At 61.8% G+C, this 13,655-nt stretch carries 13 protein-coding genes and 1 pseudogene; 2 read left to right on the top strand and 12 right to left on the bottom strand.

The genetic code is table 11. From position 1 onward, the window contains the following. The first annotated feature begins 237 nt into the window (after window positions 1–237). Window positions 238–1,278: a hypothetical protein gene (locus tag HLG82_RS00885; RefSeq protein ID WP_193326888.1), complete on the top strand. Its 1,041-nt coding sequence runs from the start codon at window positions 238–240 to the stop codon at window positions 1,276–1,278. Continuing rightward, on the top strand, window positions 1,275–2,300 hold the full coding sequence (locus HLG82_RS00880; RefSeq protein WP_255313907.1) for a DUF5692 family protein: 1,026 nt from the start codon (window positions 1,275–1,277) through the stop codon (window positions 2,298–2,300). The genes HLG82_RS00885 and HLG82_RS00880 overlap by 4 nt, the downstream gene beginning before the upstream one ends. Window positions 2,301–2,352: 52 nt before the next feature. On the opposite strand, the gene HLG82_RS00875 is transcribed toward HLG82_RS00880, so the two are convergent. The 12 genes and pseudogenes from HLG82_RS00875 to HLG82_RS00825 all read right to left on the bottom strand — a co-directional run bounded on the left by HLG82_RS00875 (window position 2,353) and on the right by HLG82_RS00825 (window position 13,603). Next, window positions 2,353–2,616, bottom strand: coding sequence for an HPr family phosphocarrier protein (locus tag HLG82_RS00875; protein WP_193326887.1), 264 nt, complete (start codon window positions 2,614–2,616; stop codon window positions 2,353–2,355). A 69-nt stretch (window positions 2,617–2,685) separates the two neighbouring features. After that, window positions 2,686–3,171 carry a PTS sugar transporter subunit IIA gene (locus tag HLG82_RS00870; protein ID WP_193326886.1) on the bottom strand — a complete coding sequence of 162 codons (486 nt, stop codon included), beginning with the start codon at window positions 3,169–3,171 and terminating at the stop codon, window positions 2,686–2,688. 2 nt (window positions 3,172–3,173) lie between these two features. Further along, window positions 3,174–4,772 carry an N-acetylglucosamine-specific PTS transporter subunit IIBC gene (nagE, locus tag HLG82_RS00865; RefSeq protein ID WP_216858948.1) on the bottom strand — a complete coding sequence of 533 codons (1,599 nt, stop codon included), beginning with the start codon at window positions 4,770–4,772 and terminating at the stop codon, window positions 3,174–3,176. Between the two features lie 20 nt (window positions 4,773–4,792). After that, complete coding sequence (locus tag HLG82_RS00860) at window positions 4,793–5,620, bottom strand: PRD domain-containing protein (protein ID WP_193326885.1); 828 nt, start codon at window positions 5,618–5,620, stop codon at window positions 4,793–4,795. Window positions 5,621–5,814: 194 nt separating this feature from the next. Then, window positions 5,815–6,603, bottom strand: a complete 789-nt coding sequence (locus tag HLG82_RS00855) for an ABC transporter permease (RefSeq protein WP_193326884.1) — start codon at window positions 6,601–6,603, stop codon at window positions 5,815–5,817. Continuing rightward, window positions 6,600–7,403 carry an ABC transporter ATP-binding protein gene (locus HLG82_RS00850; RefSeq protein ID WP_193326883.1) on the bottom strand — a complete coding sequence of 268 codons (804 nt, stop codon included), beginning with the start codon at window positions 7,401–7,403 and terminating at the stop codon, window positions 6,600–6,602. Before HLG82_RS00850 ends, HLG82_RS00855 begins: the two co-directional genes overlap by 4 nt. A gap of 56 nt (window positions 7,404–7,459) precedes the next feature. After that, complete coding sequence (locus tag HLG82_RS00845) at window positions 7,460–8,074, bottom strand: NUDIX hydrolase (protein ID WP_193326882.1); 615 nt, start codon at window positions 8,072–8,074, stop codon at window positions 7,460–7,462. A 15-nt stretch (window positions 8,075–8,089) separates the two neighbouring features. Beyond that, window positions 8,090–8,635 carry an SdpI family protein gene (locus HLG82_RS00840; RefSeq protein ID WP_193326881.1) on the bottom strand — a complete coding sequence of 182 codons (546 nt, stop codon included), beginning with the start codon at window positions 8,633–8,635 and terminating at the stop codon, window positions 8,090–8,092. Window positions 8,636–8,701: 66 nt separating this feature from the next. Next, window positions 8,702–10,387, bottom strand: a complete 1,686-nt coding sequence (gene ptsP / locus HLG82_RS00835) for a phosphoenolpyruvate--protein phosphotransferase (protein WP_193326880.1) — start codon at window positions 10,385–10,387, stop codon at window positions 8,702–8,704. Then, on the bottom strand, window positions 10,387–10,653 hold the full coding sequence (locus HLG82_RS10380) for an HPr family phosphocarrier protein (protein WP_197551814.1): 267 nt from the start codon (window positions 10,651–10,653) through the stop codon (window positions 10,387–10,389). The genes ptsP and HLG82_RS10380 overlap by 1 nt, the downstream gene beginning before the upstream one ends. Window positions 10,654–10,755: 102 nt before the next feature. Further along, window positions 10,756–11,580 (bottom strand): annotated as a pseudogene (locus HLG82_RS00830) (PRD domain-containing protein); the annotation flags it as partial. 4 nt (window positions 11,581–11,584) lie between these two features. Beyond that, on the bottom strand, window positions 11,585–13,603 hold the full coding sequence (locus HLG82_RS00825; protein ID WP_193326878.1) for a glucose PTS transporter subunit IIA: 2,019 nt from the start codon (window positions 13,601–13,603) through the stop codon (window positions 11,585–11,587). Between the last annotated feature and the right edge of the window lie 52 nt (window positions 13,604–13,655).

Here is a 13,655-nt window from a genome sequence, read left to right as displayed (position 1 = left end):
CCCATCGCCGTCGTGTCCCCATTGACACGACGCCTCAGTGAAACTAAGCGTAGCTCCTGTTTAACACCTACTTTCGGGGACCTCAGTCCCCAATTTTGTGCGCACTATCACACTACGATCGTATTCATCATGTCGCGTGCCGAGACTTCCGGCAATGCGATGCCTGACGACGACGTCAGCCCTCGCCCATGCGCACTCATCTGCACGCGATCCCGAATCCGATGGAGAAAGAACGCGATGTCATTTAAGTCCGCCCTCAAAATTCTTGCCCCGCTCGGTGCCGCCGGCCTCGGAGCCATGGTGACCTTCAGCCAACTTACCGGGAAAGCGACACCCGAAGAAAACGCTTGGTACTACCCCGCCGACGATCTTATCGATGCCCATTATTCCAACGGGCGGTCCTCAACGTATGCCATCGATATCGACGCCCCCGCATACGCTGTCTACCGTATTCTCAAACAGATTGGTGCCAACAGAACCGGATCATTTAGTTCAGACCTGCTCGAGCGTGTTTTCGCACGCTTGCCCTTCTACAACTCCTATGAGATTCAGGAAGAATACCAACAGCCAGACTCCCTCATGCCCGGCGATAACGCCGCTTTCGATTTCCACGGCATGTCAATGGAATGGACCGACGTCGTACCAGGCAAGTACCTCGTTGAATGGGTAGATACCAAATCCGCACCGATGGCTCCGGGCTCATACGCTTTCCGCTTTCCCGGCATGAAGCACTTCGCAGCAGCTTGGTGCTTCTACCTACTGCCACTCAAAGACGAACGGACTCGTCTCATCAACCATTGGCGTATCGGGTTCGAACCAAACGGAAAGATTGTCTCCGCCATCAACTGGACAAACATCGAGCTCATCGGCGGAGTCATGGCACATCTACAGAATCTGTACATTAAGCGCGTAGCAGAGTTCCGCAAGAAAGAAACTCTCAGCGGCAGGGTGATGCGCAAAATATTCGGTGGAGGAATCGTCAACACTGGCACACCTGCTGGTCGCTACGATGGCACGCCGCTCTTCGATAAGACCTACACCCAGTGGTTCCAATATGGTCGCCAGCACCCCGCGGTACTCGACATTCGTGAACCTGTGACCGACAATCCCAACTGGCCCCCAACCGGCCCTGGTACCCCATGGGCCGACATCGTCGATGAAGAATACTTCGTCAACTGGGAGGAACCAGCCTTCTCATGGGAGGAACAAATCCGCCAAAAGATGGAAGGTACCTATCTTAAAGGGTGGGGAAAAAAGACATCGGGTAAGGACAAATGACAATGACGCCCCCGATTCCTGACTACCCAACACTGTTCTTCTTCGAGGTGGGCCAGTGGTGGGATTACGCCATGCTCGCCGTCGTTATCGCGGGCCTTGCTTTTACAGCATGGCTCGCCCAGCGGAGCAAATATACGGCCATCGCCGTCTTTGTCATCATCCCCGTAGCACTCACGATCTTCGTGTGGCCCACTTCTACCCAGGGAACACAGTCAGCAGGCTGGTTTGCTATCGTTAAACAGTACTCCGCCCTCGCTGGCTCACTTTGCCTCGTGGCTTTGCAGTATTTCAGGAAGCTACAAACCAACAAGTGGTACCTGCTCATTCCTCCCCTGCTGCTTGCGGTGAACATTATCGAGGCAGTCATACGGGACTTCCAGTGTTACTTCATTCATGGCGCCGACCCGATCACAGGCCAATGGACATGGGGAGGGCCATGGAACGTCATGAACGGCATCGCCGGGATTTTGAACCTCATCATGATCTCTGGGTGGATCGGCATTTACGTCTCAAAAAACAAGGACAAGGGAATCATCTGGGGCGATCTGACGATCTGGTGGATCATCGGCTACGACCTGTGGAATATTGCCTACGTCTACAACTGTCTATCCGACCGGGCATGGTACTCCGGCGTTGCGCTACTACTTGCCTGCACCATCCCGGCGTTCATGAAATTCGGGCGCGGGCAGTGGATCCAGTATCGCGCATACACACTGACGTTCTGGTCCGCGATCGTGCTCACCTTCCCGCACTTCATGCACGATTCCATGTTCGCGCATCGCCATTCGCAAAACCCCAACGCCATGTTCCTTATCGCGGCTCTCGCGTTAATGGCCAACGTTGCTGTTTTCGTCTATCACTTCTATCGCATCGTTAAGCACCGAAGGAATCCCTTCACGCAGGAGGTCTACTCCGATACGCCCACCTATGTGGGATGGGTGCGAGATACAGCCCCTCGCGATGTACAGGATCGAATAGCGGCTCGGTTGGATAAAACCGCCGAGGAGGTCGGTTACAGATAAGCATCGGCTAGGGGTCTTGTGCATGATGCCAAGGCCCCTAGCCGATGAGTCGCTAGCCTTCGAGGTCGGTCTCGAGCAGGGTGGCGAGACGCTCGAGCGCCGCCTCACCGCCCTCATCCTCCGTTGAAAGGGTCACTTCATCGCCGTGCATGGCGCCGAGGCTCATGACCTCGAGGATGGATGCTGCGTCGGCGTCGTCCCCATCGAAAGAGATCGTGATCTCGATGCCTTCGTCCTCTGCGGCCTTGGCGAACACTGCCGCGGGGCGCGCATGCAGGCCAACGCGGGAGGCAATCTTTGCTGTACGGGTGAACATCTGCTGTCCTTTCCTATGGTGAATGTGGCCGGGTCGGGTCCACGAGGAACCCTGACCCGGCCACACGTTTTACGCGAGCGTCACCGTTGCCGCTACATCCCCGGCGTTAACATCGCCGAGGGTGGTGGCCACGGATCCCACCTGCTTCTTCGTTGCGAACACGACGGGCGTGATCGGATTCAGCCCGGCCTGTCGTACAACGTCGAGGTCGAGGCGCACTACCGCAGTGCCCGCCTCCACCGTGTCGCCCTTCTGAGCAAGAATCGTGAATCCTGCCCCCTTGAGCTCGACCGTCTCCAGACCAATGTGCACCAGAACGTCGAGGCCTTCGGAGGATGTCACGACGAACGCGTGGCCCGTCTTAAACACCTTGGTGAGCGTACCCGCCACGGGCGAGCCGACCTCGATGGTCGTCGCCTCGGCCGGCGGAACGACGGCGAAGCCTTCGCCCAGCATGCCACCCGAGAACACAGGATCCGGAATCTCGGCCACCGATACGGCGGTGCCTGCGAACACCGCGCGAACCTTGACCTTTTTCTTACCCAGTCCGAACACGATTACTCCTCCTGCTCGCCCTTCAGCGAAGCCTGGGTGTTGCGTAGAAGCGCGGCGACGTCGTCGTAAACAAACTGTACGTTCGGCCCGACGACGACCTGGATATTCTTCGCGGACGGGCGCACGACGCCGGCGACGCCGGTGGCCTTGAGGGCGCGCTCATCGACCAGGTTCTGGTCGTTGACCGTGCCGCGCAGGCGGGTGGCACAGTAGTCGACGGTGGCAATGTTGGCCGGGCCGCCGAGGCCGGCGATGATGCGCTCAGCGAGCTGACGATCGTTGAGCTTACCCATGGCCTGCGCTTCGTCGTCATTCGGCTCGTCGTCTCCGCGACCAGGCGTCTTGAGGTTAAGAGCGCTGACGAGGAAGTAGAAGATGCCGAAGTAGACAACGAAGTAGATCACGCCGAGGACGATAAGCATGTACCACTGGTTAGCGAGCGGGTTGCGCGATGAGAGGAACATATCCACGAAGCCCGCGGAGAAGCCGAAGCCAGCGGTCCAGTGGAAGGTCGCGGCGAGGAACAGCGACAGGCCGGTCAGGAGTGCGTGCACCAGGTAGAGCAGCGGGGCGACAAACATGAACGCGAACTCGAGCGGCTCGGTCACGCCGGTGAAGAAGGAAGCAAGTGCGCCAGCGATCATGAGCGAGCCGACGGTCTTCTTCTTGGCCGAATCGGCGCGCAGGTACATGGCGAGGGCGGCGCCCGGCAAGCCAAACATCATGACGGGGAAGAAGCCAGCCTGGTAGCGGCCAACTTCGCCGATGACGGTACAGGTCGAGCCGTCCCAGATGCCGACGCCGGGGCAGGTTGCTGCCGAGGTGGCGGCGGCAGCGGCTGCGATCGTGTCGCCACCGCGGAAGAAGTTGCCGATGTCGTCCAGGCCGATGACGTCGAACCAGAAGATCGAGTTCACGGCGTGGTGCAGGCCGGTGGGGATGAGGAGGCGGTTAACGAAGCCGTAGATGCCTGCGCCGATGGCGCCCATGTCGGAGATCGACTGGCCGAAGGAGAACAGGCCGTAGTAGAGGACCGGCCATACGAAGTAGAGCACGAGGGCGAGGACCATCGAGAAGAGGGTCATCATGATCGGCACGAGACGGCGGCCGGAGAAGAAGGCCAGGAAGTCCGGCAGCTTGGTGCTGTGGAACCTGTTGTAGGTCCAAGCTGCGAGGATACCGATGAGGATACCGATGAGGACGTTCTTGTCGTTGATGGCGTTCCAGCCCTGGGATGCCCAGTCGAGGGCGGCGTCACCCTCAAGTTTGTCCACCTTGATGCCCTTGTAGCCGGCTACCGAAGCGGGGCCGATGAGGAGCTTGACCGTGGCGAAGCCGAGGAAGCCGGACAGCGCGGCCGCGCCGTGGTGATCCTTGGCCAGGCCGAAGGCGATGGCGATGGCGAAGAGCCAGCCGAGGTTGTCGAGGATAGCGGCGCCGGCCTTAATCAGGATGGCAGCGACGATGTTGCCCGAGCCCCAGCCGCTGGGATCGATCCAGTAACCGATACCCATGAGGATTGCTGCCACAGGCATAACAGCAACGGCACCCATGAGGGCGCGGCCAAGCTTCTGCAAGGCCTCCATTGTCTTTCCTCCCATGAGGAATTCCTTTCTTTGCGCTACACGCCTTGACGCCAGCCGTGGAGAAATACCGCAAGCAACGCTGCTTCGGTGTCCGGGGCGTGGGAGTCATGGTTGTTGGCGATTGCGCGTAATGCTGAGCGAGCCGCCGACATCTCAAGCGGCAATGCTTGAGCGATCGGGAAGGTCGCTTGGTTGTTTCTGAAATGTCCGGTGGCGATCCGGTCGATCACTCGCTTCAGGTGCGTGAACAGTTCGTGCGTCTGCGCGTCGCTCACGGTCTCGAGACCGAGGTCGGCCTTGATCTGGTCCATGAGGCGGTTGAGCTCGTTCGCTTTGGACAGCGGCTTCTTCACGCTGGTACCTGTGCGGGCAGCGTTCAGGTGCAGTGCCACGTAGCCGGCTTCGTCCGTTGCCAGGTCTACGTTCAGCTTGGAGTTCACAAACGCGACGATGATTTCCGCTGCGGCGAATTCCGTGGGGAAGGTCGCGCGGATTTCGTTCAGGAGCTGGTTTGCGATGGCCTGGCCTGCGCGGCTGCGTTGGACCGCGAAAGAGAGGTGGTCTGCAAGCACCACGTAGACGGATGGGTGCAGATCGGGTAGCAGCTCTGTTGCAATCTCCACCGCCCGGCTGACCGCGGTGGCCAGTTCGGGATCGAGGGAGGCAAGTGATTTGAGGAATTCCACCTTGTCCGTCGACGTCTCAACATATTTGCGTTGATCCGATTCGACTTCCACATCATCGCCAGGCTTCTTGCCGAACCCAATTCCACGCGATGCGAGCACGAGTTCAATACCATCGCGGGCAACGAGCACCGCGTTGTTATTGAGAACTCGCACAATGTGCGCGACAGGCTGGGACACACAAGCTCCTCAATGAGCGATAGAAATAGCCCGGTCATGCCTGCCATGCAGTAACACCCAGAATGTGGATGCGTTCATCCTACTCCAGCAGTGCGATCCACGCCACCATTAATGAAACTTCGTCCGCGGTTCGCATCGACCGCTGAACATTTGTTCACGACGCCGTCACCCACCCACGCCCGTCACTCGCGTTATCACAGGCTGAAGTCGCGCCTGTCGATGGTCAACAGCGCCCCGACGAGGCACACAGCACCGATAACGGCCAGCGCGGCGATGCCCCGGCCGCCGCCGTCGGTGATCAGCGCCTGTGGGTCGAAGAGCGTGAAGATGCTGGCGAAGCGTGCGCCCGCCGTCTTTTCCCCGGCCTGGGCGAGGAGGTGGAAGATCAGCATGGCGGAGGGGATGCCGGACCCGAGCGCGAGGGAGGTTTTCACCTCGTTGGCCGCCACGGAGCACCAGAAGGAGAAGGCGGCGATGGCCAGGTGCAGTACAAGGAGGCCACCGTTGAGCGTGAGGAGGGTCGTGGCCGGGAGCGAGCCGTCAACGCGAGTCGCGGCGATGGCTTCCAGTGCCGTGACGTAGCCCAGCAGCGCTGTGGTGCCGGTGATGACCACGGCGAATTGGGTGAGGGCGAGGGTGCGGCGGGAGACCGGGGAGGCGAGCAGGGTGGCCAGCGCCCCCGAGTCGATGTACTTGGCCATGGTGCCGTGGGCCCGAATGAGGGTGAAGACCATCGGAAAGACGAGGAAGAGGAAGCCGTAGAGGAAGTTCACGAGGAACTCAGGCAAGGTGGTAGGCGCGTTGTCCATCCCGACGGCGGCCATGACCTGCGGCATGGAATCGCGGAACTTGACCAGCGCGGCCATGGATTGCGGGTCGTACATGGAGGTGATCATGGTGACGTAGAGCGTCAGGATTGCCGCAAAGATGATCCCGATCAGCAATGACTTGCGCATCTGCCAGCGATAGAGTGCGAGGTTCATCGCTGCTCCTTGTAGTAGTCCAGGAAGATCCGTTCGAGGTTGTGCGACGCCGAGACGGTGGCCGCGCTCCCCTCAGAAGTTCCGCCAAAGTCCTGGGCGAAGGCGGCGGCTTCTTCCGGGCTGGCGAGGGTGACGGTGTAGTGTCGCATGTGCCGCTCGCGCAGGGCGTCCGCGGTATCCACGGCGACCATCTGCCCGGCGCGGATGATGCCGATCCGGTTGGCGGTGCGTTGCACCTCATCGAAGATGTGGCTGGATAGGAGGATGGCGCATCCGCGCCGCTTTTCTTCCTCAACGAGGTCGACGAATCGGTTTTGCATCAGCGGGTCAAGGCCGGAAGTGGGCTCGTCGAGGATGAGGATCCGCGGGGCGAACATGAAGGCCGCAACGATCCCCACCTTCTGCTTCATTCCTTTAGACATTTTCCGAATCGGCAGGTCGAGGGGAAGTTCGAACAACTCCACGAGTTCATCTTTGCGCTCGGCCGTGCGGGACCGGTAGCGCTCGAGGAAGCGCAGGTATGCTCCGGCCTTCATGTCGAGGAGCGCGAGCTCGCCCGGAACGTAGCCGACGTCGTCCAACACACTCGCATTTCCCCACGGGTTCTTGCCATCGATGGCCACGGAACCGCAGTGAGCGCGCAGGAATCCGAGCAGATGTCGGATGGTGGTGGTCTTCCCCGCACCGTTGGGGCCGAGGAAGCCAAACACCTCTCCGGGAGCTACCGAAAAGCTGATGTCGAAAACGCCGCGCCCTGAGCCAAAGTCGCGGGTCAGGTGTTCAATGTCGATGCCACCCATGTGCCGTCTCCGTTCGTTGCGGCTATTGTACGCGCAGGCCGTTCGGTGCGGGGCGGCTAGTCGAACTCGACCGGCCGGGCGTCATCCGCCGCAAGTTCGAGGCACAGCTCAATCTGTTCGCGCGTGGTTTTGCCCTCGGCCAGCGGTGGGAGCCGATCGGGCGTGAAGTACCCCGACGCCGTCGTCTCCACGTTCTGCGCAAACTCCCCACCACGTACCTCGCACGCGACGAAGATCTTCCAAATGCTCCAGGGAAGCGGCGGATGATTGTGGGTGGCGTGGTTGTGGATGGCGAGGACCCGGGTGGCGACGACGTCGAGCCCGGCCTCCTCCTTCGTCTCCTTTTCAACATTCTGACTGAGCGTCAGCCCGATGTCGGCCCAGCCGCCGGGCATGGCCCAGCGCCCGTCGTTTTCGCGAACAAGCAAGATAGCCCCGTCACGGATGATCACCGCACGGGTGTCTGCCTTGGGCGTCTGGTAGCCCTCCTCGTTGCAGAAGAGGTTGGTGGCCTTCTCCACCGGCAGGTCGGTATGTTCAGCGAGGATCTGTGCGGAGATTTCACGCAGGCGCGTATAGCGCTCACGGTCAAAGGCATCCTCACCGTAAGTCAGGCCCGCCTGCGCGATTGCCTGAATTTCGGTTGCCCAGCTCAGCCACTTGTCCTCCATAACGTCAAGCATAGTTCAGGCGGCGCGAAGCTGGATGTTGTGGGCAAGGACGCGGGCGGTCTCCTCCCCGGGATCGATCGCGGTGAAGGTGCCACCCTGCGCGGCAGAGCGGATGCGACCACGCAACAACAGGTGCGCCAGTAGACCAACCACGGCCCCGACCACCACGGCCGCAAGCAGAACCGGGCCGATGGACGCCACTGCGCGGGCCACGGCAAAAATGCTGCCGAGCGTCAACGTTGACAACGTTGCTGACAGGCCAAGAGCAAGCGGAGCGAACGCTTCAAGCATGCGCGTGGCATACCCGATTCCTAAGAACAGGGCAGACGTGAGGGCAACGAGGCCGATGTCCATCCCGAGGGCGGAGGGAAGCGAGGACCAACTATTCGGGTGAGAGTCGAAGCCCCAATGTGTGGGAACGGTGGCGGGAAATTGTGCCCGGTTGAGCCACACGTAAAGGGAGGGAACGACGACAAATGCGATACTGACGAAGAACGACCCAAGGGCGACGGCGCCGCCCGGGAGCTGGGCAGAAGACTTCGATCTTGCAGTGGTGTCCATTGTCATATTCTACACGCGCAGGCGGGGGCGCCGGGTGAGAGCCCCGGTGCCCCCGTCCTCCGACAACTACAGTAGTCCCTTGAGTCTCGGATGAGCCAGCTGCTCGACCGCGGCCCGCGCATCGGCCGCAGTCTCCGCATCCACCGCATAGGCAGCCATCTGCTGGCACGTAGCCCGAGAATGCAGGCGAAGCGCGGCACGCACCGCCGGCACCTTGGACTGGGCCATCGATAGCGAGCTCACACCCAGCCCCACAAGGACGAGGGCCAGGAGCGGATCTCCGCCGGCCTCCCCGCACACACCGATCGGCTTGCCGGTGGCGTCGCCGCCATCGCAAGCAAACTTGATCATCTGAAGCACGGCGGGTTGCCAAGGCGTCAGAAGATCGGACAGCGCACCCTGCATGCGGTCTGCCGCCATCGTGTACTGGGAGAGATCATTCGTGCCCAGCGAGGCGAAGTCCGCGATGGAGAGGAGCTGCTTGGCACGGATGGCCGCCGCCGGCACCTCAATCATGATGCCAACGTAGGGCAGGTTGCGCTCGCGTGCGCGCTCCACAAACCAGGTGGTTTCTTCAGTCGTGGCTACCATCGGGGCCATGACACGCAGGTCTGCCAAACGCCCAGTCGCATCGTAGGCCGCAGCGAGCGCGTCGAGTTGCGTGATGAGCAAGTCCTCTCGCGCCATCGACAGGCGCAGCCCGCGGCGCCCGAGCGCCGGATTTTCTTCCTCGCCCAGGTTGGCGAAACTCAGCGGCTTGTCCGCTCCGGCGTCGAGGGTACGAACAACCACCTTGCGGCTACCGAAAGCCCTCAGCACGCGGATGTAGGTTTCAGTCTGTTCTTCGAGCGTGGGGGCTGAATCTCGGTCAAGGAAGAGGAACTCGGTTCGGAACAGTCCCGTCCCTTCGACGTCCTGGGTGGCGGCCGATTCGGCGTCGGCAGCGGTGCCAATATTGGCCAGGAGGCTGACGGGGTATCCGTCCTCCGTCGCCCCGGGCCCCGAGGACTGGGCGAGAACGGCCTCGCGCATGCGCGCTCGAGCGCTGAGCTTACTGACCTCCTCCTCCGTGGGAGCCAAGATCACTTCGCCCGTACCGCCGTCGACGGCGACGGACGTGCCCGGCTCAATACTCATCGCGCCGGGGGCCTTGACGACCGCGGGAATGCCGAGCTGGGCGGCAAGGATCGCGGTATGGCTGGTGGGGCCTCCACCCTCCGTGACGATCGCGCGGATGAGGCTCGGGTCGAGGCCGACGGTCTCGGCAGGGGCCAGATCGTAGGCGACGAGAACCGACGGCTCGCAAACCTCGGGCACCCCCGGCATCGGCAGATCACGCAAAACACAGATGGCACGGTCACGGATGTCGTGCAGGTCAGTGACGCGTTCTGCCATATAGCCGCCAAGATTGGACAACAAGATCGCGTACTCCTCCACGGCGTCATGCACGGCACGCGTCACCCCGGCTCCAGCCTTAAGTTTCTTGTCGGCAGCTTTGGCCAGCGCACGGTCCGAAGCCAGTTGCGCCGTCGCCTCAAGAATGGGACGGGCCGATTCCGACGCCGTCTGGGCGCGTTCCCGCATGCTGTCGGCGACGGCCGCCATCGCCTCACGTACGCGCTGGCCGTCTGCGGCGGGGTCGGTGGACGCCGGTTCCTTCGAATCGAAACTGGGAGCCGGCATGACTTTCACGGCCGGGGCGAGGGCGAAGCCCGCACTGACACCAATACCAAACAAAGACTGATGTTCCATTACTCGGCGTCCAAATCTCGCTCAAGCATGGCGGCGAGATCGGCGAGAGCTCCCCCGGCCGCCTCGTCCTCGCTGGCCAGGGTCACGACGTCGCCCTGTCCCGCACCGAGAGTCATCACTTCGAGGATCGAGGAGGCATCTGCCTCTTCCCCGTCCAGGGAGATGGTGATATCGAAGCCAGTCTCCTCCACGGCTGCGGTGAAGAGCGCCGCCGGGCGAGCGTGTAGGCCAACAGCGGAGGCGATCGTTGCGGTTCGGGTAATCATGGGTGTTTCCTTTCGAGAGGGGTTATCGGCATCGCCCAGTTCGTCAGACGTCGTCGTCCAAGATCCCGAGGCCCGGGCACTGTGAGCGATGCGCGAAATGTGGAGAGCAAGGTAAGCGATTTCGTCGCTAGTGAGGGCCTGATCGAGCCTAAGCTCAATCAGTGAGGCGAGCGTCCCGGCACAACGGTAGGCCTGTGGATCGGCGTCGCGGATAGCGGCACCAACCGCCGAGTGCTCGTCGGTGAGCTGATTGTGTTGATGGATACGGACAAAGAGGTAGCGCAGGTGGGTGATGAATCGGCCGACAGAGACGGTGTCTGATGAGACGCTGACATTGTAGAACTCTTCGATCACCTTAATGAGCTGTTGCAGGACTCCCGTCATTCTATACGTGAAGGAAAGGTCGCCCGTCGCAAATCCCGCATTGACGAGATGGAGCGCCAGCGCAACCGCCTCACCCTCGGGCAACGCGGGCCGCCCCAGGCGGGCCAGATTCGTGTTGACGAGGCCAAGGATGCGCTGAGCCTGGGCGAACTCCTCCGAATATAGGCTCGAGACCTCACTGCGCAAGGGGTACTCAATCGCGAGCCCCTCGTGCGCTCGCCGCATGGCAAAACCAATGTGGTCGGCGAGCGCAATAAGGAGCGTGGCACTTCCTGCCAGGGATGAAGGCAGGTCGGCCGCCGCGATCACGTCGGTCATGAGAGTGATGTTTTCCAACGGGATGTCGGCGAGTAGCTCGGCCACGTGATCTGAATCGCGCCCGTCGGAGGGCACGAACACGCGCGCGACCTTTGCCGGGTCCACCGCCGCACCTGCCTTGACCTGGAACCCGACCCCGCGGCCTGTGACGATGACTTCTCCCCCGCCACGTGACGCATCCTTGGCCAGGATGACATTGTTGTTGAAAACTCTCAAGACCTCCATGGCTTTACACTGCCACGCCCGAATTGATCGCGATCACCGGCTCGCCGACAACCACAGACTTGCCGCTGACCGGAACGACTTCGCCAAGCGTCTTCGAGTTGGTCACCGTCATCAGAACGGTGGTGGCATAGCCCGCGGTGGTGACGGCATCGAGATCGACGCCGACGAGCAGGTCTCCCGCGCTGACCCGTTGACCCTTAGTCACGGCAACCTCGAATCCCTCCCCACCGAGCTTGACGGTATCGATGCCCACATGGACAAGCACCTCGACCCCGTCATCAGTCTTGATGCCGAAGGCGTGGCCGGTCTTCGTCACCGTTTTCACCACGCCGGACACGGGCGCGACGACCTCGGATGAGGTGGGCTTGATGGCAAGACCGGCGCCGAGGGCACCCGATGCGAAGACCGGGTCTCCCGCCTCGGCCAGAGTCACCGCCTCACCTGCGACCGGGGCGAGCACGGCGCTCGTCTCCACACCCGAAACGGACGCGGGCTCGGAAGCCGGGACGACGGCGTCGGGAACGGAAGGCTCGGACAACGCGTTGCGCCGGGCGTTCTCGCGCTCCTCAGGCGTGCGGTAATCGGTCAGGATGATGGCGAGCATGGCGGTGAAGAACGCCACGGCGATCGAAATCGCGTACACCCACATCGGCTTGAAGACGGAGATCGTCAGGAGGGAGGTGAAGGCGAAGGCGTGCGTCTGGACGCCGTCGAAGGGCGCGGACAGGATCGCGATCGTCAGGCCGCCAGCAAAGCAGCCCAGCAGCATGCGCGGGTAGATACCTTTGAAACGCAGGTGGATGCCGTACAGCGAGGGCTCCGAAATGCCACCGAACAGGCCGGCCGCGAGCGCGCCCGAGGCCGTCTGGCGCATCTGCACGTCACGCTCACGCATGGAAATAAACAGGACGCCGGCCGTCGCGCCGAAGCAGGCGAAGTTCCACGCGCCCATCGGGCCCTGGATGAAGTCGTAACCAAGGGTCTGGATGTTGATCAGCATGAGCGCGTTCAGCGGCCAGTGCAGGCCCAGGGGCACAAGGAACGGGTAGAGCATCGGGATGAGCAGCGCGAACACGAACGGCGCGTTGGAGTTCATCCAGGACAGGCCCGAACCAATCCCGGTGCCCATCCACACGCCGAGCGGGCCGATGAGGAAGGCCGTCACCGGAATCATGATGAGCATCGAGAAGAAGGGCACGAACACCATCTGGATCGACTCGGGGAAGATCTTCTTCAGGCCGTGGTAAAGGACGGCCAAGACCGCCACCATGATGAGCGGCACGAACACCTGCCCACCGTACTCATTGAGCTGCAGCGGCAGGCCGAAGATGGTGGTCGAACAGGAGGTGGTGCCGAGGGTGTCGTTCGTCGTGCACAGGGTGTCAGCGAACAGATCGGGCTTGGAGAGCTTCATGAAATCCGGCGTCATGAGGGCGGCCATGATCGTGGCGCCCAGCCAGGGGTCGACCCGCAGCTTCTTCGCCGCATTGTAGGCCACCATGATGGGCAGGAAGTAGAACACCGAACGCCACATAGCGTCAACAAACACCCAGGTCGCGGGCTTGTCCGTAGCACGGAAGTCCACGATCTCCAACGCGTCGAGCACGGCCGTGGTGGCGATGATCAGCGAGGCGCCCAGCAGAACGCCAAGGATCGGGCGGAAGGAATCCGAGAGGTATTCGAAGAAGTTGTCCAGCCAGCTGAAGCGCCCGCGGGCCTTCGAGCGGGCCTGGGCCTTGACCTCGGCGTCGGTCAGCGTGGCCGAGCCTTTCATGTCCGCAAGCGCGTTGATGGCTGTGAACATCGTTTCCACGCCGCCGCCGCAGATGACCTGCAGGCGGTCCCCGCTCTGCGGAACGACGCCGAGCACGCCGTCCGTAGCGTCGAGTGCGGCGGTATTGACCTTGCTCGCGTCATGAAGCTCAAAACGCAGGCGAGTTGCGCAGTGGGTCAACGAGCGGACATTGCCCGCGCCTCCCACGTTGTCGATGATCGAGCGTGCGCTCGTGGTTGTCGACGTCATCGTCTCCTTCTTTCGTATCGCGGTTGCCCGCTCAGTGACCCCGCCAGCGTTG

Source organism: Trueperella pecoris, assembly GCF_014926385.1.
Classification (GTDB): domain Bacteria; phylum Actinomycetota; class Actinomycetes; order Actinomycetales; family Actinomycetaceae; genus Trueperella; species Trueperella pecoris.
The sequence above is the reverse complement of the archived record's forward strand: the minus strand, read 5'-3'. Positions and strand labels throughout refer to the sequence as shown.

Coding starts and splice junctions, on each gene's coding strand:
- HLG82_RS00880 (WP_255313907.1), top strand. CDS start 1,275: ATGACAATGACGCCCCCGATTCCTGACTACCCAACACTGTTCTTCTTC.
- HLG82_RS00850 (WP_193326883.1), bottom strand. CDS start 7,403: ATGGGTGGCATCGACATTGAACACCTGACCCGCGACTTTGGCTCAGGG.
- HLG82_RS00840 (WP_193326881.1), bottom strand. CDS start 8,635: ATGGACACCACTGCAAGATCGAAGTCTTCTGCCCAGCTCCCGGGCGGC.
- ptsP (WP_193326880.1), bottom strand. CDS start 10,387: ATGGAACATCAGTCTTTGTTTGGTATTGGTGTCAGTGCGGGCTTCGCC.
- HLG82_RS00855 (WP_193326884.1), bottom strand. CDS start 6,603: ATGAACCTCGCACTCTATCGCTGGCAGATGCGCAAGTCATTGCTGATC.
- HLG82_RS00875 (WP_193326887.1), bottom strand. CDS start 2,616: ATGTTCACCCGTACAGCAAAGATTGCCTCCCGCGTTGGCCTGCATGCG.
- HLG82_RS10380 (WP_197551814.1), bottom strand. CDS start 10,653: ATGATTACCCGAACCGCAACGATCGCCTCCGCTGTTGGCCTACACGCT.
- HLG82_RS00845 (WP_193326882.1), bottom strand. CDS start 8,074: ATGGAGGACAAGTGGCTGAGCTGGGCAACCGAAATTCAGGCAATCGCG.
- HLG82_RS00825 (WP_193326878.1), bottom strand. CDS start 13,603: ATGACGTCGACAACCACGAGCGCACGCTCGATCATCGACAACGTGGGA.
- nagE (WP_216858948.1), bottom strand. CDS start 4,772: ATGGGAGGAAAGACAATGGAGGCCTTGCAGAAGCTTGGCCGCGCCCTC.
- HLG82_RS00885 (WP_193326888.1), top strand. CDS start 238: ATGTCATTTAAGTCCGCCCTCAAAATTCTTGCCCCGCTCGGTGCCGCC.